Genomic DNA, 21,979 nt, shown 5'->3' on the forward strand with positions numbered 1-21,979 from the left:
GTGCCGGGGCAGGTGCCGGGCCGGCGCTGGCATCATCGGCCGGCATATTGGCGCAGCCTGCCAGCGCGATCGCACCGGCCACTGCGGCAGCCACCATGCGGAGCTGGCTGCCGAGCAGTTCGGAGATTCGTCGGATCACGGTGTGAGCGGTGTGTGCGTTCTTCGGTTTGCCCGCGGCGCCGTAGGGCCGGCAGGCAAGATGGGTTCGCAAAGGAATGCCATGATAGAGGAAACCTATCTGACAAAGTTCCTAAATCTTGTTACCCATTCTTCTAACGCATGATGTCGTGCAACAAGTGACTTGTGCTCTAGCAGGAATCCCCTGTCTCGCACAACTGCGGTGAACCCGCAGCTTATGCGGGGCTGCGTGGCGCAGCCCCGGCCCGGGTCAGGCCACGCGCGACGGCATCGAGCGCGTAAAGCGCAGCAGTTCGTCGAGCAGCAGGTTCAGGTCATGGCGCAGCCTGGCAAAGCCCGCGGTATGCGTCAGGCCCACCTCGTCCATGTAGAGCTTGCGGTTGACCTCCAGCTGCAGGCTGTGGCAGCCGGCCTGGGGCTGGCCCACCACGCGCACGATCTCCACGCCCTTGTACGGGTGATTGCGCCAGACGTCGTAGCCCATCTCCTTGAGCACGCCCTCGACCCGGTCGGTGAAGCGCTTGTCGCAGGTGGTGCCGTCGCGGTCGCCCACCACGAAATCCGGATGCTCCAGCCCCGGGAACTCGGTGGCGAATGGCGCGGCGTGGCTCGGCATCGAATGGCAGTTGATATGCCAGGCGCTGCCGTGGCTGGCCACGGCGCGGTCGGCCAGCTTCTGCAGCTGCGCATAATAGGGCAGGTAGCAGCGGTTGATGCGCGCCTGCACTTCTTCCACGCTCAGCTTGCGGTCGTAGATGGCCTCGCCGGTGTCCAGCACGCGCCAGACCAGGCCCTTGCCCAGCCGGGTCTTGGCGGTCTCCTGCCGGGCGCCGGGCCAGGGTGCGTCGAGCAGGGCTTCGTCGATTTCTTCCAGCGCGCGGTTGGCGTCCAGGTAGCTGCGCGGGAAGCCCGCGCACAGCAGCGCGATGCCGCGCGCCGGGGCGCCGGCGTAGAGCTCGTCGACAAAGGTGTCTTCGGCCTGGCGCAGCAGCGGCAGCGGCAGGGCGGGGTCGGGGCGGAAGTCCGTCGGGTAGGTCGTCGCGCTGTGCGGCGAGTCCAGGAACAGCGCCGCGGGCTCGCCCTCGGGCTGGTACAGGTAGAACGGACTGTCCGCGGTGGTTCGGTCGGTGTCGGTCATGGTGTTGCCGTAAAGTCAGTCGAGCGAGATCCTGGCGGCGGCGGCCACGCGCTTGTTCTTGGCCACTTCGCTCTTGATCTGGGCGGCAAAGTGCGCCGGCGTATCGCCTACCGGGGTCGCGCCCAGCTTCTCGAGCTTGGCCTTCACTTCCGGCAGTGCCAGCACCTTGACCGCGGCGGTGTGGAGCCTGGTCTGGATATCCGCCGGCAGGTTGGCCGGCGCGATCAGGCCGAACCAGGCGGCGTCGTTGACCTCGCCCAGGCCCAGCTCGGCGAAGGTCGGCACGTTGGGCAGCGCGGCCACGCGCTTGGGCGCTGCCACGGCGAGCGCACGCAGCTTGCCGCCTTCAATGAATGGCAGCGACGACGGCAGGTTGTCGAACAGCACCTGCACCTGGCCGGCCAGCGCGTCGTTCAGCGCCGGGCCCACGCCCTTGTAGGGCACGTGCAGCAGTTCGGTCTTGCTGCTCATCTTGAACAGTTCCCCCATCATGTGCGAGACGCTGCCGTTGCCCGCCGAGCCATAGGCCAGCTTGTTGGGCTGCGACTGCGCCAGCGCGATGAAGGACTTCATGTCGGTGGCCTTGACCGCCGGGTTGATGCTCATCACGTTGGGCACCGAGGCCAGGTTGGTGATGGTTGTGAAGTCCTTGGTTGCATCGTAGGACAGGCGCGGGTAGACCGCCGGATTGATGCCATGGGTCGAGGCCGTGGCAATGCCCAGCGTGTAGCCGTCCGGCGCCGCCTTGGACAGGAAAGCGGTGCCGATGCTGCCGCCGGCGCCGCCGCGGTTGTCCACCACCACGGCCTGGCCCAGTTGCTGGCCGAGCTTGTCGGCGACGATGCGCGCGACGATGTCCGTGGTGCCGCCGGCGGGGAAGGGCACCACCAGCGTGATCGGCTTGGTCGGATAGCCGGCCTGGGCCATGGCGCTGAAGGAGATGCCGGCAGCGGCGGCGGCCGAAGCGGTGGCCAGGAGGCGGAGAAGATGGCGACGTTGCATGGGGGGATCCAGGGCGAGGGGAGGAATAAAGTGGATTTCACGATTCTGCGCGCCCGAGCAAGCGTGCCGCAAACGAAATAAAATCCTTAGCTCATTCCATTTGGTCGTGAATTAGAGGTGATTTATGCGACGCTTATGTCCGTCGCTGACCGAGTTGCAGGCCTTTGAGGCCGCGGCACGCCATAACAGTTTTACCGTAGCCGCGCGTGAACTGCATGTCACGCAAGGCGCGGTCAGCAAGCAGGTGCGCAGCCTGGAGGCTTACCTGGGCGTGGAGCTGTTCCAGCGCGTGCGCCAGCGCCTGATGCTGACCACCGCGGGCGAGCGCTACCTGGAGCGCATCGGCCCCAGCCTGAACGAGCTGGAGGCCGCCACCGTCGAGCTGATGGCGCGGCAGGGGCGGGGCGGCGTGCTGCATATCGCCAGCATGCCGACGCTGGGCGCCAAGTGGCTGATCCCGCGCCTGCCGCAGTTTTTCGCGCGCCATCCGGAGGTGAAGCTCGAATTCGTGCCGCACGCGCAGGGCTACGATTTTTCCGAGCCGGACCTGGACGCCGCGATCCGCTTCGGCGACGGCGTCTGGCCCGGCAGCCTGGCCGACTACATGACCGGGCGCGAGGTGCTGCCGGTGTGCCGTCCGGGCCTGCTGGCGTCCGAGCCCGGCGGCGTTGCGCCCACGCCCGCTGCCTTGCTGCGCTATCCGCTGCTGCACCACACCACCGTGCCCGAAGCCTGGCCCGACTGGTTCGCCACGCTGGGGGTGCCAACCCGCGAGGCCTGGAGCGGCGCGCGCTTCGACCAGTTCTCGCTGCTCACGCAGGCCGCGCTTTCGGGTCTGGGCATCGCGCTGATCCCGCGCTGCCTGATCGAGGAAGAGCTGGCCACCGGGGCGCTGGTGGTGGCGCATCCGGCCCAGGTGCTGGCCAAGAAGGGCTATTACCTGTGCTATCCGGAGCAGAAGCAGCACCTGCCGGCGCTGCGCACGTTCCGCGCATGGGTGATGGAAGGGGCCGACCTGGCGCGGCCCACCTGACGTTCAGCCCACGTCCGATGTCAACCGGCGCAACTGCTCCAGCAGCTTCGCCGCCGGCGCCGGCAGGATGCCCTGGCGGCGCCGGTACACCGCCAGCCGGCGCGGCGCCTGGGCGCCTTCAATGGGCAGCGGCAGGATCATGCCGGCCTTTTGCTCGGCCTCGTACATCGGCGCAGCCATCCAGCTGAGGAAGCCCGCGCGTGCCACCAGCGCCTTGAGCGCAATGATCGAGCGGGTTTCGGCGACGATGTCCGGCGGCGGCAGCCCGGCGCGCGCAAACAGCCGCTGCAGTTCGTCGAAGGGCGCCGTGCCGCGCGGCGGCATGACCCAGCGGCAAGCGGCGGTATCCGCCAGCCGCAGCGCCGTCCTGCCCGTCAGCGGATGTCCGGCGGCGGCGACTACGAAGCTGCTGTCGCTCCAGCCAACATCCGCCACGGCGCAGATTTCCTCGTTTTCCGGCAGGGCGATGCCGATGGCCAGGTCGATCTCGCGGCGCAGCAGCGCATCGGCCAGGAAATCTCCCACCCCTTCGACAATGCGCACGCGCAGCCCAGGCCAGCGTGCCAGCACCGCCTCGATCGCCTCCGGCAGCACCACGCTGGCGACGCTGGCGACGGTGCCCACGCGGATGGTGCCGGCGGCCAGCCCGCGCAGCGCGCGCACGGCCTCGGTGGCGTGCTCGGCCTCGTGGCGCAAGAGGTTGGCGTGCGGCAGCAGGGCCTCGCCGTAGGCCGTCAGCACCATGCCGGTGGCATAGCGTTCGAACAGTGGCGCGTCCAGCTGGGCTTCCAGCCGCTGGATGGTGCGGCTCAGTGCCGGCTGGGTGAGGTTCAGCTGTGCGGCGGCGCGGCCCAGGCTGCCGTGTTCGCACACCGCAAGGAAGGCAAGGAGCTGGCGCAGATCGAGGGTCATGCCGAATCGTAATGACTTTGCCCCAAAACGGCAATTTCTGGGCAAGGCCTGATTGTCCATACTGGTCCGCAAGCTTTGTCACTGATTCCGCACTGGAGCCTCCACGACCATGGCCATTTCCGCCACGCCTGCCGCCTCCGCCTCCGCCACTCCCACGACCGTGCGCACCGCTGTGCTGGACCTGCTGCGCGCGTTCGGCATGACCACCATCTTCGGCAATCCCGGCTCGACCGAGCTGCCGCTGTTCCTCGATTTTCCCGACGACTTCCGCTACATCCTCGGCCTGCAGGAGTCCGTGGTGGTGGGCATGGCCGATGGCTATGCCCAGGCCGCCCGCAATGCGGCCTTCGTCAACCTGCACTCGGCGGCCGGTGTCGGCCATGCCATGGGCAGCATCTTCACCGCCCACAAGAACCGCACCCCGATGGTGATCACTGCCGGGCAGCAGGCGCGCTCGATCCTGCCGTTCGAACCCTTCCTGTTCTCTGCCCAGGCCACCGAGCTGCCCAAGCCCTACGTGAAGTGGAGTTGCGAGCCGGCGCGGGCCGAAGACGTGCCGCTGGCGATTGCGCGCGGCTACTACATCGCCATGCAGCCGCCGCGCGGGCCGGTGCTGATCTCGATTCCCGCCGATGACTGGGCCCGGCCGTGCGAGCCGGTGCTGCCGCGCACGGTCAGCACTGAAAGCCGCGTGCAGCCGGCACTGCTGGCGCAGATCGGCGACGCTCTCGATGCCAGCCGCCGGCCGGCGTTCGTGGTGGGCGCGGCCGTGGACCGCGATGGCGCCTGGGACGATGTGGTGCGGCTGGCGGAACGGCACCAGGCGGCGGTGTGGGTGGCGCCGATGTCGGGGCGCTGCGGCTTTCCGGAAGACCATCCGCTGTTTGCCGGCTTCCTGCCGGCGATGCGCGAGAAGATCGTCGGGCTGCTCACGGGCCACGACCTTGTGTTCGCGCTGGGGGCGGCAGCCTTCACCTATCACGTCGAGGGGGGTGGCCCCCATGCGCCGCCCGGGGCGCAGGTGGTGCAGCTGATCGACGATCCGAATATCGCCGCATGGGCCCCGGTGGGCACTGCCGCAGTCGGCAGCATCCGTCAGGGCGTGGCCGACCTGCTGGCGCGCCCGGCGCCGCCGCGGCGCGAAGCCCCGCGCCCGCGCGTGCCGGCACCGCGCGCCGAGCCCGGCATGCCGATGAGCGTCGCCTATGTCCTGCAGACGCTGGCGGAGCTGCGCGACCCTGATTCCATCGTGGTCGAGGAAGCGCCCAGCGCGCGCCCGGTGATGCATCGCCACCTGCCCATCCTGCGCAGCGAGACCTTCTACACGATGTGCAGCGGCGGGCTTGGCTACGGCCTGCCCGCGGCAGTGGGCGTCGCGCTGGGCAAGCCGGGGCGCAAGGTGATCGGCCTGGTCGGCGACGGCTCCAGCATGTATTCGATCCAGGCGCTGTGGAGCGCCGCGCAACTGGGCCTGCCGATCACGTTCATTGTGCTCAACAACCGGCGCTACGCCGCCCTGCAGGAGTTTGCGCCGACCTTCGGCTTTGGCAGCGATGATCCGCTGGTCGGCACGGCCTTGCCCGATCTGGATTTCGTGTCGATTGCGCTCGGGCATGGTTGCGAGGCGGCGCGAGTGGCTCATCCTGCCGCATTGCGCGAAGCGCTGGCGACAGCCCTGCGGATGCGTGTGCCGACCGTGGTGGAGATCGAGGTGGCCTGAGCCGCGGCGCCAGACGACAGACGACAGACGAAGTACCCCTTCCAGGAGACTCCAGGATGCAAAGCATCACCATGCTGATCAACGGCGAGCGCACGCAGGCCGCCAACGGTGCCACCTTTGAGCGCCGCAACCCGCTTGACCACAGCGTGGCCACGCGGGCGCCGGCAGCCACCGCCGCCGATGCGCTGGCCGCTGCCGACGCTGCCGCGCGCGCCTTCCCGGCCTGGCGCGACACCGGGCCGGGCGAACGGCGCGCCTTGCTCATGCGCGCGGCGCAGGCACTTGAAGGCAAGGCCGGGGCGCTCACCGCCGCGATGGCGGCAGAGACCGGTGCGTCGGCGATGTGGGCCGGCTTCAATGTGCAACTTGCCGTCGGCATGCTGCAGGAGGCCGCTGCGCTGACCACGCAGATCAACGGCGAGGTGATTCCCTCCGACGTGCCGGGCAGCCTGGCCATGGCGGTGCGGCAGGGCGCGGGCGTGGTGCTGGGCATCGCGCCGTGGAACGCACCGGTGATCCTGGGCGTGCGCGCCGTGGCCACGGCGCTGGCGTGCGGCAATACGGTCATCCTGAAGGGTTCGGAGATCTGTCCGGCCACGGATGGCCTGATCGTCGATGCGCTGGCGGAGGCGGGCTTCCCGGCGGGAGTGGTCAACTTTGTCACCAACGCCCCGGCCGATGCCGCCGCCGTGGTCGAGACCATCATCGCCCACCCGGCAGTGCGCCGCATCAACTTCACCGGCTCCACGCGCGTGGGGCGGCTGATCGCGCAGGCCTGCGCGCGCCACCTGAAGCCCGCGGTGCTGGAACTGGGCGGCAAGGCGCCGCTGGTGGTGCTGGACGATGCCGACCTGGACGCCGCGGTGGACGGTGCCATCTTCGGCGCCTTCGCCAACTCAGGCCAGATCTGCATGTCCACCGAGCGCATCGTGGTGGATGCCAGCATCGCGGACGCCTTCGTGGCACGCTTTGCCGCGCGCGCCGGCGCCTTGCCGCTGGCGGATCCGCGCACCGGCCCGGCGGTGCTGGGCTCGGTGGTCGACATGAGCACCGTCGAGCGCTGCAACGCCATGATCGACGACGCGCTGGCCAAGGGCGCGCGGCTGGTCTGCGGCGGCAAGGCGGCCGACACGCTGATGCGGGCCACGGTGCTGGATTACGTGACGCCGGACATGGAGATCTATCGCGAGGAATCGTTCGGGCCGGTCAAGGCCGTGGTGCGCGTGGATGGCGTGGAAGCGGCCATTGCCTGCGCCAATGATTCGGCCTATGGGCTGTCGGCGGCCGTGTTCGGCGGCGATGTGGCGCGCGCGATGCGGGTCGCCGGCCGCATCGAATCGGGCATCTGCCACGTCAATGGCCCGACCGTGCACGACGAGGCGCAGATGCCGTTCGGCGGCGTGAAGGCGAGTGGTTATGGCCGCTTCGGCGGCAAGGCCGGGATCGATGCCTTCACCGAGCTGCGCTGGATCACGGTGCAGACCACGCCACGGCAATATCCGTTCTGAGTGGCGCCCCAGAACGCTGCGGCAGGCAGCAGCAAAACCTAAGACAGGAGACAACCATCATGCGATTCCCCCACCGTATCGCGCGCGCCCTTTGCGCCGCACTGTGCGCGCCGGGCCTGCTGGCTGGCGTGAGCGCGCCGGCCGCCGCGCAGCCGTGGCCGGACAAGCCGATCCGGCTGGTCGTCAACTTCCCGGCCGGCGGGGCCGCGGATACGCTGGCGCGCGGCATCTCGCCCGGTCTGTCCGAGGCGCTGAAGCGTCCGGTGGTGATCGACAACCGCCCCGGCGCCAACGGCATCGTCGGCGGCGATGCCGTGGCCAAGGCGCCGGCCGATGGCTATACCTTCCTGCTGACCTCGGGCGGCGCGGTGGCGATCGATCCCTTCCTCTACAAGAAGATGCCGTACGATCCGATCAAGGATCTGACCCCGGTCGCGTCGGTGGCGCTGGTGCGGGTCTACCTGCTGGTGCATCCGTCGGTGCCGGCGAAGACGCTGGAAGCGTTCATCGCCTATGTGCGCGAGCATCCGGGCAGGCTTAGCTACGGCTCGGCCGGCAACGGCAGCACGCCGCATATCGCTGCCGAGATGTTCAAACGCGCCGGCAAGCTGGACGCCGTGCACGTGCCGTACAAGGGCGCGGCCCCGGCCCTGAGCGACCTGCTGGCAGGGCAGGTGCAGTTCATGTTCGATCCCGGCCCCGGCCTTCAGCACGTGGCCAGCGGCAAGCTCAGGCTGCTGGCGGTGGCCAGCGCCAAGCGCGCGGCGCAATACCCGGACGTGCCGACGCTGGCCGAGGCCGGCCTGCAGGACGTGGACGGCGACTCGACCTTCGGCGTCTATGCGCCCGCCGGCACGCCGCCGGCCATCGTCGAGCGCATGAACCGCGAGATCAACCGCACGCTCGCCGGCGCGCAGCTGCAGGAAAACGTCAACAAGCTGGGCGGCGCCGTGGCGCCGCTGAGCATCCAGGCGTTTGCCGAGCGGCAGAACGTGGATCGCGCGCGCTATGGCAGGTTCATCCGGCAGGCGGGCATCACCGTGGACTGACCCATGAAAAAAGGCGGCATGTCGATGCCGCCACTTACGCGCTTCAGCAGCCAGCGCTGCCTTACTTCGACAACACCTTCATCGCCTGTTCCAGCCCGGCCAGCGTCACCGGATACATCCGTCCCTTCATCAGCTGGTTGATGACCGTGATCGACTGCCGGTACTGCCACAGCCCTTCCGGCTCGGGGTTGAGCCAGACGAAGTGCGGGAACTGCTCGGTCATCCGGTTCAGCCAGACCGCGCCGGCTTCGGTGTTGTTGTACTCCACCGAGCCGCCCGGCTGCAGGATCTCATACGGGCTCATGGTGGCGTCGCCGACGAAGATGATCTTGTAGTCGGGCGTGTACTTGTGCAGCAGGTCCCACGTGGCCAGCTTCTCGGCGTGGCGGCGGCGGTTGTTCTTCCACACGTAGTCGTACAGGCAATTGTGGAAATAGTAGTATTCCAGGTGCTTGAACTCGGTCTTGGTGGCCGAGAACAGCTCTTCCACGCGCTTGATGTGGTCGTCCATCGAGCCGCCCACGTCCATCAGCATCAGCACCTTGACCTTGTTGTGGCGCTCGGGCCGCAGCTTGATGTCGAGCAGGCCGGCGTTGGCCGCGGTGGAGTGGATGGTGTCGTCCAGGTCCAGCTCGGTGTCGGCGCCTTCGCGCGCAAAGCGGCGCAGCCGGCGCAGCGCCACCTTGATATTGCGCGTGCCCAGTTCGACCTGGTCGTCATAGTCCTTGTAGGCGCGTGTCTCCCACACCTTGATCGCGGTGCGGTTGCCCTTGGACGGGCCGCCGATGCGGATGCCCTCGGGGTTGTAGCCGCCGTGGCCGAACGGCGAGGTGCCGCCGGTGCCGATCCACTTGTTGCCGCCCTCGTGCTTTTCCTTCTGCTCCTCGAGCAGCTGCTTGAGGCGCTCCATCAGCTTGTCGAGGCCGCCCATGGCCTCGATCTTGGCTTTTTCCTCGGGCGAGAGTTCGCGCTCCAGCGTCTTCTGCAGCCAGTCGAGCGGGATGTCGGACTTCCAGTCGACCAGGCTCTCGACGCCCTTGAAGTAGGCGGCGAAGGTCTGGTCGAACTTGTCGAAGTGCTTCTCGTCCTTGACCAGCGTCATGCGCGACAGGTAGTAGAACTCGTCGATGGACGGCGAGATGACCTGCGCCTTGAGCGCTTCCAGCATGGTCAGGTATTCCTTGACCGAGACCGGCAGCTTGGCGTGGCGCAGCGAGAAGAAGAAATCGATCAGCATGATGCCTCGCTATCAGTCGGCGGCCGCTTCAGCGCGGACGGTCGAGCTGGAATTGCAGGTGTTGACGCACGGCCGGCCATTCGCTGGCGATGATCGAGAACACCACGGTGTCGCGCAACGAGCCGTCCGGCATGCGCTGGTGGTTGCGCAGCACGCCGTCCTGCCTGGCGCCCAGGCGCGCGATGGCGGCGCGGCTCTGCTGGTTCATCCAGTGCGTGCGGAACTCCACGGCGATGCAGTCGAGATGGTCGAAGGCATGGCCCAGCAGCATCAGCTTGCATTCCGTGTTCAGCGGCGTGCGCTGGACGCGGCGCGCATACCAGGTGGAGCCGATCTCCACACGCCGGTTGGTCGCGTCGATATTCATGTAGGTGGTCATGCCCGCCAGCTCGCCGGCGGCATCGCGCACCGCGAACGGCAGCATCGAGCCCTGTTCCTGCAGCGCCAGGCGCCGCGCGATCTCGGCCTCCATGCGCTCGGGCGCGGGCACGCTGGTGTACCAGAGCTTCCACAGCTCGCCGTCGGCGCAGGCGTTGCGCAGGCCCTCGGCATGCTCGGCGCGCAGCGGCTCCAGCGTGACGTGCCGGCCCACCAGGGTGACGGGTTTGACGAACGCAGTCATGGCGGGCAATGCCTCAGCGGTTGGCGCGGTTCATGAACACCAGGCGCTCGAACAGGTGCACGTCCTGCTCGTTCTTCAACAGCGCGCCATGCAGCGGCGGGATCGCGGCCTTCTTGTCCGGGCTCTTCAGCGCCTCGGGCGGGATGTCCTCGGCCATCAGCAGCTTGAGCCAGTCGATCAGTTCGGACGTGGACGGCTTCTTCTTCAGGCCCGGCAGGTTGCGCATCTCGTAGAACGATTCCAGCGCGGCCGCCACCAGCTCGCGCTTGATGCCGGGGTAGTGCACGTCGACGATCTGCTGCATGGTGTCGGCGTCGGGGAACTTGATGTAGTGGAAGAAGCAGCGGCGCAGGAAGGCGTCGGGCAGCTCCTTCTCGTTGTTCGAGGTGATGATCACCAGCGGGCGGTGCTTCGCCTTGACCAGTTCGCGCGTCTCGTAGACGTAGAACTCCATGCGGTCGAGTTCGCGCAGCAGGTCGTTGGGGAATTCGATGTCGGCCTTGTCGATCTCGTCGATCAGCAGCACGACCTGCTCGTCGGCTTCAAAGGCCTGCCACAGCACGCCCTTGACGATGTAGTTGCGGATGTCGTGGACGCGGTCGTCGCCCAGCTGCGAGTCGCGCAGGCGCGACACCGCGTCGTACTCGTACAGGCCCTGCTGCGCCTTGGTGGTCGACTTGATATGCCACTGCAGCAGCGGCATGCCCAGCGCGGCGGCGACTTCCTCGGCCAGCATGGTCTTGCCGGTGCCGGGCTCACCCTTGATCAGCAGCGGGCGCTGCAGCGTGCGCGCGGCATTGACGGCCAGCTTGAGGTCGTCGGTGGCGACATACTGGTCGGTGCCCTCGAAACGGGCCTGCTGGGCGATGGAGGCTTGGGCGGAAGCGTTGGCGATGTTTGACATGAGGCAACCTGAGGTGACGGCCTCGGATCGAGGGCCGGGTTGGCGTGCTTGGCGCGGTCTCTTCGCGCTGTCATGCGCGCTTTCATTATGGAAACAGGGTCCGGTGCAGGGCGCCCGCGCGCTGCTGGCGGCAGCATTCGCGAACGGTCGTGCAGATTCCCGGGATCAGCCAGTATAAAAGACCTTTGCGGTTCGTGTTGGGGCGCGCTGACAGGCCGCCGGCGGCCCGGGCCGGTTGCTGGACTGGCAGGTGCCGGCTGCGGTACAATGCGGCGGTTTGACGCGCCCCCACGTCCAGTTCTCCCAGCATCCGGCAGTCCGCGTTCAGAAGTCCCAGCGGCCCTTCCGGGTCGCGGCGATTGCGAGAGGTGGTTCCAGAATGGTGTTCCACATCCCGGCAACAGACCGGATGCGACATGTCTGGCGGGTTGCACCTCGGCAATCCCTCCGGCTGCCCTGGTTTTCCCCGCAGCAGCATTCTGAAACCGTCTCCGCCCGGCAGGGCAGGTCACACGGTTTAACTTCCAATCCGCAAAGACAATGAAAAAGCTCCTCACGATGGTGGTGCTGGGCGCGGCTGCAACGGCTGCGCAGGCACAGGAAGTCAAGGGCAATGGAGACGCTGCCAAGGACAAGGTTGCAATGTGCATCGGCTGCCACGGCATTCCGGGCTACCGTGCGTCATTCCCCGAAATCTATGAAGTGCCGCTGCTGGGCGGCCAGAGCGCCAAGTACATCGAGAACGCGCTCAAGGCCTACCAGAAGGGCGAGCGCAAGCACCCGACCATGCGCGGCATCGCCGCGACGCTGACCGAGCAGGACATCGCCAACGTGGCGGCCTACTACTCGCAGCAGAAGGCCGGCACGCAGAACAATTCCCTCAAGTAAGAGACCCCTCATGAATACGCTCAAGACGCTTTCGTTCGCGCTCGGCGCACTCGTGCTGGGTGCTGCCGCGATGCCGGCCTCGGCCGCCGACCTTGCCGCCGGCAAGGCGCTGGTGGAAAAGGGTGCCTGCGTGGCCTGCCACGGCGCGGGCATGAACGCCCCGATCTCGCCGGACTACCCCAAGCTGGCGGGCCAGCACGCCGACTACCTGTACCACGCGCTGGCGTCGTACCAGGTGTCGGGCAACCCGCTGGTGGGCCGCTCCAATGCCATCATGGCGGGCCAGGTCAACGCCAATCCGGCCGTGACCGACAAGGACGGCAAGCCGCGCCCGTTCACCCGCAAGGAGCTGAAGGACATGGCCGCCTACATCGAGTCGCTGCCTGGCGACCTGGTGCTGAAGAAGTAAGAACGCGCGGCCGCCGCCGCGCCAATGCAAAAAAGCCGCTTCCCTGGAAGCGGCTTTTTTGTTGTGTGCGCGAGCGCGGGGCCCTGGCCCCGCGGCGCTATCAGTTGCCGCTGCCCGACACCAGCCGGCGCTGGCGCACCGATTCGGCCAGTCCCTCGAGCACCTTGACCGAGTCGTCCCAGCCGATGCAGGCATCGGTCACGGACTGGCCGTAGGTCAGCTGCTCGACCGGCTGGCCCTGGACGTGGTCCTGGCGGCCCGCCACCAGGTGCGATTCCACCATCACGCCGATGATGCGCTGGTCGCCGCTGGCGATCTGGCGGCCGATCTCCTCGCACACCGGGATCTGATTCTCATGCTTCTTGCTGCTGTTGGCGTGCGAGGCATCGATCATCAGGCGCGAGGCCAGGCCGGCCTTGGCGATGGCGTCGCACGCTTCCTGCACGCTGGCGGCGTCGTAGTTGGGCGCCTTGCCGCCGCGCAGGATCACATGGCAGTCTTCGTTGCCCGAGGTCGACACGATCGCCGAGTGGCCGCCCTTGGTCACCGACAGGAAATGGTGCGGCTGCGACGCGGCCTTGATCGCATCGACCGCGATCTTGACGTTGCCGTCGGTGCCGTTCTTGAAGCCCACCGGGCACGACAGCCCCGAGGCGAGCTCGCGGTGCACCTGCGACTCGGTGGTGCGGGCGCCGATCGCGCCCCAGCTGACCAGGTCGGCGATGTACTGCGGGCTGATCATGTCGAGGTACTCGGTGCCGGTGGGCACGCCCATCTCGCTGATGTTCAGCAGCAGTTCGCGCGCGGTGCGCAGGCCATCGTTGATCTTGAAGCTGCCATCCATGTGCGGATCGTTGATCAGCCCCTTCCAGCCCACCGTGGTGCGCGGCTTCTCGAAGTACACGCGCATCACCACTTCCAGCTCGCCGGCGAAGCGGTCGCGCTGGACCTTGAGCAGCTTGGCGTAGTCCAGCGCGGCGCGGGTATCGTGGATCGAGCACGGGCCGATGATGACGATCAGGCGGTCATCCATGCCGTGCAGGATGCGGTGCATGGCCTGGCGCGCGCCGTAGATCACGTCCGAAGCCTGTTCGGAGCAGCCGAACTCGCGGATCAGGTGCGCGGGCGGCAGCAGTTCCTTGAGTTCGCGAATGCGCAGGTCGTCGGTGTTCTTCAGCATGATGGCTCCGGGATTCTTGTGAGGTCGTTAGTGGGTGGGGAAACAAACAGGTATAAAAAAACCGCCAGGGTCGCTGGCGGTCTTTTTTGTATTCGGGGCGCTGCCTACAGCCGTCCCTCCCTATCCGCCAGCGGTGTGAGATCGCTAAAAAAGTAAAAGTAAAACTTAGCGGACATGGCGGAAAAAGGCTTTGGCTTGGGTCAGCTTGAATCGATTATCGTCGTGAGCGCCGAATTTATGCTGCACTGCGTAGCAGAAAGACAGGAAATTGCGCGCCGGCCGGTCAATTTTCGGCGTGCGTCAGTTGCCTGTCGCGCCGCGAAGCATCTTTATAGCGCCTTTTGCCAGAATTGGCAAGTGTCGACGAGGCCATGCGGTGCGCTGGCGTACGCATCTCCCGGCGCCTTGCCAAGCCTTGTCCCGCCACTGCTTTTCGGCTTTCCCCGACATACCCGGGGCTATATTGGAACCGGGGAGCAGTGAGCACGGGGAGGTGCATCATGAGCGTCGATGAAGCGAGGCTGAATGCCTTCATGGAAAAATTCGTCAACGATATCGGCGCGGTGATGCATGCCGCGACCGTGGTGGTGGGCGATGAACTCGGCCTGTACAAGGCCATGGCGGAAAAAGCAATGACCGCCGAAGTGCTGGCGGCAAAGACCCATACAGACGTGCGCTACCTGCGCGAATGGCTGTCGGCACAGGCGGCCAGCGGCTACGTCGACTATGACCCGGCCACCGGGCAGTTCAGCCTGAACGAAGAGCAGGCCTATGCGCTGGCGCAGGAGGGCAGCCTCGCATTCATCCCGGGCGCGTTCCAGATCGCGGTGGCGCAGTTCCGCGCCATCCCGAAGGTGATCGATATCTTCCGCAACGGCCGCGGGCTGGGCTGGCACGAGCACGATCCCGCGCTGTTCCACGGCACCGAGCGCTTCTTCCGGCCGGGCTACGCGGCGCACCTGGTTTCGGAATGGATTCCCGCGCTGGACGGCATGGAGGCGCGGCTCAAGGCGGGCGCATCGGTGGCGGACGTGGGCTGCGGCCACGGCGCGTCGACCATCATCATGGCGCAGGCGTATCCGGCCTCGCGCTTTGTCGGTTTCGACTACCACGAGCCTTCGGTGCGCCATGCGGCCGAAGCCGCGCGCCGCGCCGGCATGACCGAGCGCGTGCGCTTCGAAGTGGCCACCGCCAAGGACTACGGCGGCAAGGACTATGACCTGGTGACGGTATTCGACTGCCTGCACGACATGGGCGATCCGGTCGGCGCGGCACGCCACGTGCGCGAGACCCTGCGTGCCGATGGCGCCTGGATGATCGTGGAACCGTTTGCCAACGACACGCTGGAGCAGAACCTGAACCCGCTGGGCCGGGTGTTCTATTCCGCGTCCACCTTCATTTGCACGCCAGCGTCGCGCGCGCAGGAAGTCGGCCTGTGCCTGGGCGCGCAGGCGGGCGAGGCGCGCATGCGCGCAGTGGTTGAGCAGGCCGGCTTCAGCAGTTTCCGCCGCGCGGCGCAGACGCCGTTCAACCTGGTGTATGAAGTGCGGCCGTAAGGCCGGGGCGATCCCGTGAAAAACGGGACCCCGCAGGGTCCCGTCTTCGTCATCGCCGGACTGGTCAGGCGGTGCCGCCCACCGTCATGTTCTCGATGCGCAGCGTCGGCTGGCCCACGCCCACCGGCACGCTCTGGCCTTCCTTGCCGCACACGCCGACGCCCGAGTCCAGGCGCATGTCGTTGCCGATCATGGTGACATCCTTCAGCGATTCCGGGCCGTTGCCGACCAGCGTCGCGCCCTTGACCGGGTAGGTGATCTTGCCGTCCTCGATCATGTAGGCCTCGCTCGCCGAGAACACGAACTTGCCGTTGGTGATGTCCACCTGGCCGCCGCCGAAGTTGACTGCATACAGGCCGCGCTTGACGCTGGCGATGATCTCCTGCGGATCCCTGTCGCCGTTGAGCATGTAGGTGTTGGTCATGCGCGGCATCGGCAGCGCGGCATAGCTTTCGCGGCGCGCGTTGCCGGTGACCGGCATCTTCATCAGGCGCGCGTTGAGCGTGTCCTGGATATAGCCGCGCAGGATGCCGTCCTCGATCAGCGTGGTGCACTGGGTCGGGTTGCCTTCGTCGTCCAGGTTGAGCGAGCCGCGGCGGTTGGCCAGCGTGCCGTCGTCGACCACGGTCACGCCCTTGGCCGCGACGCGTTCGCCCATGCGGCCGGCAAAGGCCGACGAGCCCTTGCGGTTGAAGTCGCCCTCCAGGCCGTGGCCGACGGCTTCATGCAGCAGCACGCCGGGCCAGCCCGGGCCCAGCACCACGGTCATCGAGCCGGCCGGGGCCGGGCGCGCGTCCAGGTTGACCAGGGCCGAAGAGACGGCCTCGTCAACATATTTCTGCAGCAGCTCGTCGGTGAAGTAGCCATAGGCATAGCGGCCGCCACCGCCGGAAGAGCCGACCTCGCGGCGCCCGCCGTGTTCGGCGATCACCGTGACCGAGACCCGCACCAGCGGACGCACGTCGGCGGCGATCACGCCGTCGCTGCGCGCCACCAGCACCACGTCGTATTCGCCGGCCAGGCCTGCCATCACCTGCACCACGCGCGGATCCTTGGCGCGCGCCATGCGCTCGACGCGCTCAAGCAGCGCCACCTTCTCGGCCGCGCTCATGGAGTCGAGCGGGTCGTTGGGCGCGTACAGGTTGCGCCCGGCGTGCGTGGCCAGCTCGCCGGCCACCTTGACGCGGCCGTTGCCGGCACGGCCGATGGTGCGCGTGGCCGCCGCGGCCTGCGACAGCGCCGCCAGGCTGATGTCGTCCGAATAGGCGAAGGCGGTGCGGTCGCCAGAGACCGCGCGCACGCCCACGCCCTGGTCGATGCTGAAGCTGCCCGACTTGACGATGCCTTCTTCCAGGCTCCAGGCCTCGTTGCGGGTGTACTGGAAGTACAGGTCGGCATAGTCGACCTTGTGCGTGAAGATATCGGCCAGCACGCGCTGGAGCTTGGCCTCGTCCAGGCCGTACGGTGCCAGCAGCAGTTGCTGCGCGGTGGCCAGGTTGCGGATTCCGAGATCGCCGGCGTTCATGAGATGTCCTTTCTTCCTGGGGACGCGCCGGCTTGCGGCCGGCGCGGCAAAAAATTCTCCGGGCGGGAGCCGGTGAAGGCTGCCGCGATTGCGTACATGCTACAGCACCCGGTGTCGCAGTGCCGGCAGGTTCTGCCGGACCTCGGCCAGGCGCGCGGGATCGATCACGCCGCCGACCACGCCTTCGCCCTCAGGCAGCGTTGCCAGCACCTCGCCCCACGGATCGACCAGCATCGAATGGCCCCACGTGCGCCGGCCATTCTCATGCTTGCCGCCCTGTGCCGCGGCCAGCACATAGCATTGGTTTTCAATGGCGCGGGCGCGCAGCAGGATCTCCCAGTGCGCCTGCCCTGTGGTGTAGGTGAAGGCGGCCGGCATCAGAATCAAGCTGGTGCCGTCGCCGGCGGCCAGTCCGCGGTAAAGCTCGGGGAAGCGCAGGTCGTAGCACACCGACATCGCCACCCGGCCGCAGGGCGCGTCGAAGCTGACCGGCGTGCGCCCGGCCAGGATGGTGCGCGACTCGTCGTAGCTTTCAGTGCCGCGGGTGAAGCCGAACAGGTGGATCTTGTCATAGCGCGCCACGCGCTCGCCGCGCGGGTTGAAGGCGAGCGAGGTGTTGTACACGCGCGCCGGGTCGTCGCACCACATCGGCAGCGTGCCGCCGACCAGCCAGATGCCGTGGCGGCGTGCCGCATCGGCCAGGAACTGCTGCACCGGGCCGTCGCCGTCATGCTCGCGCACGGCCACCTTGTCGGATTCGGAGCGGCCCATCATGCAGAAGTATTCGGGCAGCAGCACCAGTGCCGCGCCGCCGGCTGCGGCCTCGGCGATCAGCGCGTCGGCACGCGCCAGGTTGGCATCGAGCGAGGTGCCGGTCACGGTCTGGACGGCGGCAACGCGGAACGGGGCGGAGGCGGCGGTTGCAGTCATAGGCGGCGTTGTTTTCCTCAGCGCGGGAGGGCGGGGTCCGCGCGGTTCTGGAAGGTCGGGGCTTGCGCCTTATTGTCCTCCAGTTTGCCGATCTGCGGGTTGGCCCAGCTGCCGCTGATGCGGTAGTGCTGGGTGAACACCTTGGAGAACTCGTCGGCAAACAGCAGTTGCGCGGCCAGCGTGCCGATTCCCAGCACCGGGTTGATAAAGGCGGCCGCGATCGAGGTGGAGGTGGCGTTGATGCGTGGCACCACATCCACGCGCAGGTCCTGCGTTTCGCGCAGCAGGTTGGCGGTGCCGCTCATGCTGGCGATGATCTGCGGGCTCCTGAGCTCGAAGTCCTGGATCGTGCCGACGCCGTTCTCGATCGTGCCAGTGCCGGCAATGCGGTCGAACACCAGCCCGCGGCCCGACAGGGTGCGGAAGTCCAGCATGGCAAAGCGCAGCAGGCCTTGCAGGCTGAGCACGCCCAGCAGCCGCGCCGCGCCGGGCTCCACGCTCAGGATCTGGCCATTCTCCAGGTCCAGCGACAGCTTGCCCGACAGCGTCGGGTAGTCGATCGACAGCGGCGAGCCGCGCCAGGCCACGCGGCCTTCGAGCTTGCCCTTGCCGTCGCTCAGCGTGTGCGCCAGCCCCAACCGTTCCAGCGTGGCGCCGGCATCGCGCACGTCGATGCTGAAGGACAACAGGGTGCGGCGCTCGGCATTGGCGTCGGCGCGCAGCTGGCGCGGCACGCGCCAGCTGCCGCTGCCGGTCAGGGTGGCGCCGGGTTGCTCGATCTGCAGCTTTTCCAGGGTCCAGACCGGATCGGCGGAGCTGGTGCCGGTATGGGCCTTGACTTCAAGCTTGCCGAAGTCGTGCCCGCGCAGCATGAACTGGTCGACCACCAGGTCGATCGCGGGCAGCTCGTCGATGCTGCTGGCGAGCGCGTCCACCACGTTGCGCTCGTCGCTGGCATCGGGCACGTTCAGGCGCGCCAGGCGCAGTTGCAGCGACCCGGTGGCCGAGGGCCCGGCCGGACGCCACTGCACCGCGCCGGCCACCTGGCGCGAGTCGATCCTGGCGTTCCAGCCGCCGGCTTCGCGGTTGGCGTCGAGCACCACCTCGTCGAGCGTGCGGCCCATGGCGTGCAGCGTGCGCGCGCGCAGCGCAATGCGGCCAGGCAGGAAGGGTGAGGGCGCCGCGGCGGGGCCCGCGCTGCCGGCACCGCCGCCGAAGGCCGCCCGCCATGCATCGATATCGAGCTGGTCGAAGGTGGCCGCGGCGCTGACGCCGGCCGCGGGCGGCGGCGGCGCCTGCTGCATGCCGATGGCGCCGGCGAGCACGTCGATGCCGCCGCCCTGGTCGCGGCGCAGCAGGTAGCGCGCGTTCAGCGCATGGCCCAGCTGCAGCACCAGCTCGCTGGTGCCGGCGCGGTCCGGGGCGCTGGCCGGGCGCAGGTCCGCGCGCAGCGCCAGGTCTTGCGCCGCGGCCTTGGCCAGCGGCGCGGGCAGGCCGATCGCCATGCCATTGAGTTCGGAGCTCAACTGCACCTGCAGCTGGCGCTCGCGCGTGGCGATCACGGCGCTGTAGCTGGTGCTGCCTTCGAGCCGCGCGGCCACCGGCGCCAGCGCCGAGCCCGCGGCGGCCTCGCGCAGCCCGGCGGCCGAGACGCTGCCGCTGGCGGTGACGTGCGTGGCGCCGTCCGGCTGGGTGCCGCCGCCGAGCCGGATCTCGCCACCGAGGAAGCGGGCCCGCATGTTCTCCAGCCCGAAACCGTGTTCATTGAATGTGATGGTGCCGTTGGCATGGCCCAGTTGCGGCAGCTGCGGGCTGAGCACGACATCGTTGCCGGGGAAGCGGAAGCGGCCGTCCACCTTGGCGGCATTGGCGTGTTCCAGCGGCATGTCGAGCTTGAGCCTGAGCTCGCCGTTGCCGTGGGCCTGCGCCGCATCGGCCACGTGCCCGGTCCATTCGCGCACCGGCGAAGCACTGATGTAGCGCAGGAAGCCCTGCACCGGTCCGCTGGCGCCGCCGTCGATCACCAGCTTGCCGTGCGGGCCAAGGTCATCGATGCGGCCCTTGACGTCCTGCAGCGTGACGCCGGGGATGTCGTGGACCGTGGCCCGGCTTGCCAGGAACGTCATGCCGCCGCGGTCGAACACGACCCGCCCGGAAATGTCGGTGAAGGTTGGCCACGCCTGCGCGCCGGTGGTGGTGCCGCTGGCGGTCTCGTGCGGGGCGATCTGGTAGCTGACGTGTTCGATCGGCACCTCGACATGGAACTCGCCGGCCTTCTCGTGCGGGGCATGGAACGGGAAATGCGCCAGGTCGCCGCGCAGCACGAAGCTCACGCCGGCAGCTTCGCCACCCGCCAGCGCACCGGCCAAGTAGTGCCGGGTGCCGGCCGGAATGCTCAGCGGCAGGTAGCGCGGCACGCGCGCCACCTGGGCGCGGGTCATTTCACCGCTCAGGTCGGCGATGCCGGATACACCGTCGCCGCCTGCGCGCCAGGTGCCGCGCACCGAGCCGGCCGCATCGGCATTGGCAAAGCGCACGCCGTCCAGCGTAACCGCGAGCTTGCCTCCGGCATGGGTCCAGCGCACTTCGCCGCCGATCTGGTCGAACGGCAGCCGCGGCTCCTCGAACAGGCCAGGCAGCACCAGTGCCGCGCCGTTGCCTTCGAAGCGGGCATTGCCCTGCTGGTCATCGAAGGAGAAGGTGCCGGACAGGTGCGAAAAGCCAGGCGTGCCCAGCCGGGGGTGGCCGCTGGCGTCCACCGCGGGCACGGCCGGCTGGCCGTTGACCGAGACGTCGCGCAGCGTGCCCTGCACGCTGTAGCGCAGCTTGCCGTCGCCGCGCTCGAGCATGCCGGCGCGCTCGCGGCTCCAGCTCACGTTGAGGTTGTCGATGTGGCCAGCTGGCTGCAGCGCGCGCAGCCGGCGCAGCACCGCGGTGTCCAGCGGCATCGAGCTGGACACCGCGCGCAGCGTGTTCAGGTCCAGCGTGGGCGCCTTGAGCGAGAACTTGCGCAGGGTGCCGTCCTTGCCGGAGGCCCAGCCGAGGGTGACCTTGCGCATGCCTTCGCGCCAGGTGCTGTCGGCGGGGGTGCCCTCGTCGTCGCTGGCGGGCTGGGGTTGCCAGAGCAGGGTGTCGACGGTCAGCAGGTTGCTGCCGTCGCGCTCGGTCCGGTGTAGCAGGAAGGCCTGCGCATTGGCCAGGCGCAGCGGGGCGGAGGCGCCGGCCAGCTGCAGGTCGACGCCGCTGGCGCGCAGCCGCGTCTGGCTGCCCACGATGCGGCCCTGGCGGAATTCAATGCTGCCGTCGGTGCTGAAGGTGCCGCTGGCGACGCGCTCGAACATCGCCAGGTAGCGCTGCAGCACCGGCAGCTGCAGCTGGCCAAGGTCCCAGCTGGCCTGCCCGGTCCAGTAGCGCCAGTTGCCGGCGCTGTGCAGGTAGTCGTTGCTGAAGGAGGACTGCACCACCAGCGGGCTCGGGCCCAGCGCCGGCGAGCGCGCTTCCAGCGTCACCGTGTGGCGCGCGCCGTCGCGGCGGGTGTCGAGGCGGATCTCGCCGATATCGAGCTGGGGCAGGCGTGCCTTCTCGTCCAGCCAGCGCAGCTTGCCGTCGGACAGCGCCACGCGCCCCTGCGACATCAGCCAGCCCAGGAAGCGATCGTCGTCCTGCTGGCCGCCGGTCGCGTCCACCAGCATGCCGCCGACCAGCAGCCGGCCCTCGGGCGTGCGCCGCACCAGGATGTCGGTGCCGGTCGCGCCCAGGCTGACGAACTGCAGGTTCATGCTGAACAGCGAGCGCCACGCCAGCTTGCCGTCGAGCGTGGCGGCCGCAAGCAGCACGCGCTGTCCGGAGTCCACGGCGCGCAGGCCGCGGGCGCGGAAGGCCGGGTGCCAGCCGTCCCAGTAGGTATCGAGCGCGCCGATGCTGACCTTGGCCGAGAGCGCCACCGAGCCGCGTTCTTCCAGCCACTGGCGCGCGGTGGACGCCTGTGGCCACAGCACGAAGCGGATCAGCAGGCCCGCCACCAGCGCCAGCGCGGCCAGCACCAGCGCCAGCCGCACCAGCGCGCGGCCCAGCCCGCGCCAGAACGGGTGGCGCACGGCTGCCGCCACGCCGCGCGTGCAGGCGCGCAGGAACGCGCCGGCGTGCGCGCGGGCGGAATCGTTGCGCCGGGCGCTGGTGGCATCGTTGGCCGGGGGATTCACGGGGTGTGGCGGGGCCAGGGTGGAGG

General features: G+C 68.4%; 17 protein-coding genes and 1 pseudogene. 7 read left to right on the forward strand and 11 right to left on the reverse strand.

Going from position 1 to position 21,979, the window contains the following annotated elements; all coding sequences use genetic code 11:
• The 3 genes and pseudogenes from AC3WRI_RS30075 to AC3WRI_RS30085 form a co-directional block, all read right to left on the reverse strand.
• A pseudogene (locus tag AC3WRI_RS30075) lies at nucleotides 1-139 on the reverse strand (BspC domain-containing protein); the annotation flags it as partial.
• A gap of 249 nt (nucleotides 140-388) precedes the next feature.
• Entirely contained in the window at nucleotides 389-1,276 is an 888-nt protein-coding gene (locus tag AC3WRI_RS30080) for an N-formylglutamate amidohydrolase (RefSeq protein WP_010809074.1), read from the reverse strand.
• Nucleotides 1,277-1,291: 15 nt separating this feature from the next.
• On the reverse strand, nucleotides 1,292-2,278 hold the full coding sequence (locus AC3WRI_RS30085; protein ID WP_010809073.1) for a tripartite tricarboxylate transporter substrate binding protein BugE: 987 nt from the start codon (nucleotides 2,276-2,278) through the stop codon (nucleotides 1,292-1,294).
• A gap of 124 nt (nucleotides 2,279-2,402) precedes the next feature.
• Between AC3WRI_RS30085 and AC3WRI_RS30090 the strand changes: the two genes are divergently transcribed.
• Entirely contained in the window at nucleotides 2,403-3,311 is a 909-nt protein-coding gene (locus AC3WRI_RS30090; protein WP_010809072.1) for a LysR substrate-binding domain-containing protein, read from the forward strand.
• A 3-nt stretch (nucleotides 3,312-3,314) separates the two neighbouring features.
• On the opposite strand, the gene AC3WRI_RS30095 is transcribed toward AC3WRI_RS30090, so the two are convergent.
• Nucleotides 3,315-4,223, reverse strand: coding sequence for a LysR family transcriptional regulator (locus AC3WRI_RS30095; RefSeq protein WP_010809071.1), 909 nt, complete (start codon nucleotides 4,221-4,223; stop codon nucleotides 3,315-3,317).
• 109 nt (nucleotides 4,224-4,332) lie between these two features.
• On the opposite strand from AC3WRI_RS30095, the gene mdlC reads away from it, so the two are divergent.
• Genes mdlC through AC3WRI_RS30110 form a run of 3 tightly spaced genes read left to right on the forward strand, consistent with a single transcriptional unit; the run spans nucleotide 4,333 to nucleotide 8,500 of the window.
• Entirely contained in the window at nucleotides 4,333-5,943 is a 1,611-nt protein-coding gene (gene mdlC, locus AC3WRI_RS30100) for a benzoylformate decarboxylase (RefSeq protein WP_492294679.1), read from the forward strand.
• Between the two features lie 56 nt (nucleotides 5,944-5,999).
• Nucleotides 6,000-7,451, forward strand: a complete 1,452-nt coding sequence (locus AC3WRI_RS30105) for an aldehyde dehydrogenase (protein WP_492294680.1) — start codon at nucleotides 6,000-6,002, stop codon at nucleotides 7,449-7,451.
• Between the two features lie 59 nt (nucleotides 7,452-7,510).
• Nucleotides 7,511-8,500 (forward strand): Bug family tripartite tricarboxylate transporter substrate binding protein, encoded by a 990-nt coding sequence (locus AC3WRI_RS30110; protein WP_011614887.1) that lies wholly within the window; start codon nucleotides 7,511-7,513, stop codon nucleotides 8,498-8,500.
• A 61-nt stretch (nucleotides 8,501-8,561) separates the two neighbouring features.
• On the opposite strand, the gene AC3WRI_RS30115 is transcribed toward AC3WRI_RS30110, so the two are convergent.
• From AC3WRI_RS30115 to AC3WRI_RS30125, 3 genes are read right to left on the reverse strand one after another with little or no spacing between them, the layout of a single operon-like run.
• Entirely contained in the window at nucleotides 8,562-9,737 is a 1,176-nt protein-coding gene (locus AC3WRI_RS30115) for a vWA domain-containing protein (RefSeq protein ID WP_010809067.1), read from the reverse strand.
• Nucleotides 9,738-9,765: 28 nt separating this feature from the next.
• Nucleotides 9,766-10,359, reverse strand: a complete 594-nt coding sequence (locus tag AC3WRI_RS30120) for a GNAT family N-acetyltransferase (RefSeq protein WP_011614889.1) — start codon at nucleotides 10,357-10,359, stop codon at nucleotides 9,766-9,768.
• Nucleotides 10,360-10,372: 13 nt separating this feature from the next.
• Nucleotides 10,373-11,263, reverse strand: coding sequence for an AAA family ATPase (locus AC3WRI_RS30125; RefSeq protein WP_010809065.1), 891 nt, complete (start codon nucleotides 11,261-11,263; stop codon nucleotides 10,373-10,375).
• 540 nt (nucleotides 11,264-11,803) lie between these two features.
• Here AC3WRI_RS30125 and AC3WRI_RS30130 point away from each other — a divergent pair.
• Complete coding sequence (locus AC3WRI_RS30130) at nucleotides 11,804-12,151, forward strand: c-type cytochrome (protein WP_010809064.1); 348 nt, start codon at nucleotides 11,804-11,806, stop codon at nucleotides 12,149-12,151.
• Nucleotides 12,152-12,161: 10 nt separating this feature from the next.
• Complete coding sequence (locus AC3WRI_RS30135) at nucleotides 12,162-12,560, forward strand: c-type cytochrome (protein WP_010809063.1); 399 nt, start codon at nucleotides 12,162-12,164, stop codon at nucleotides 12,558-12,560.
• Nucleotides 12,561-12,660: 100 nt separating this feature from the next.
• Here AC3WRI_RS30135 and aroG read toward each other — a convergent pair whose 3' ends face one another.
• The gene (aroG, locus tag AC3WRI_RS30140) at nucleotides 12,661-13,740 is read right to left on the reverse strand and encodes a 3-deoxy-7-phosphoheptulonate synthase AroG (protein ID WP_010809062.1); all 1,080 of its coding nucleotides are present in this window, start codon (nucleotides 13,738-13,740) and stop codon (nucleotides 12,661-12,663) included.
• Nucleotides 13,741-14,240: 500 nt separating this feature from the next.
• Between aroG and AC3WRI_RS30145 the strand changes: the two genes are divergently transcribed.
• Complete coding sequence (locus AC3WRI_RS30145) at nucleotides 14,241-15,296, forward strand: class I SAM-dependent methyltransferase (RefSeq protein WP_011614891.1); 1,056 nt, start codon at nucleotides 14,241-14,243, stop codon at nucleotides 15,294-15,296.
• A gap of 64 nt (nucleotides 15,297-15,360) precedes the next feature.
• On the opposite strand, the gene tldD is transcribed toward AC3WRI_RS30145, so the two are convergent.
• The 3 genes from tldD to AC3WRI_RS30160 all read right to left on the reverse strand — a co-directional run bounded on the left by tldD (nucleotide 15,361) and on the right by AC3WRI_RS30160 (nucleotide 21,953).
• Nucleotides 15,361-16,821: a metalloprotease TldD gene (tldD, locus tag AC3WRI_RS30150; protein WP_010809060.1), complete on the reverse strand. Its 1,461-nt coding sequence runs from the start codon at nucleotides 16,819-16,821 to the stop codon at nucleotides 15,361-15,363.
• A 99-nt stretch (nucleotides 16,822-16,920) separates the two neighbouring features.
• Nucleotides 16,921-17,751, reverse strand: a complete 831-nt coding sequence (locus AC3WRI_RS30155; protein WP_010809059.1) for a carbon-nitrogen hydrolase family protein — start codon at nucleotides 17,749-17,751, stop codon at nucleotides 16,921-16,923.
• 17 nt (nucleotides 17,752-17,768) lie between these two features.
• The gene (locus AC3WRI_RS30160) at nucleotides 17,769-21,953 is read right to left on the reverse strand and encodes a YhdP family protein (protein ID WP_492294681.1); all 4,185 of its coding nucleotides are present in this window, start codon (nucleotides 21,951-21,953) and stop codon (nucleotides 17,769-17,771) included.
• Between the last annotated feature and the right edge of the window lie 26 nt (nucleotides 21,954-21,979).

The organism is Cupriavidus sp. FW305-27 (assembly GCF_058787995.1).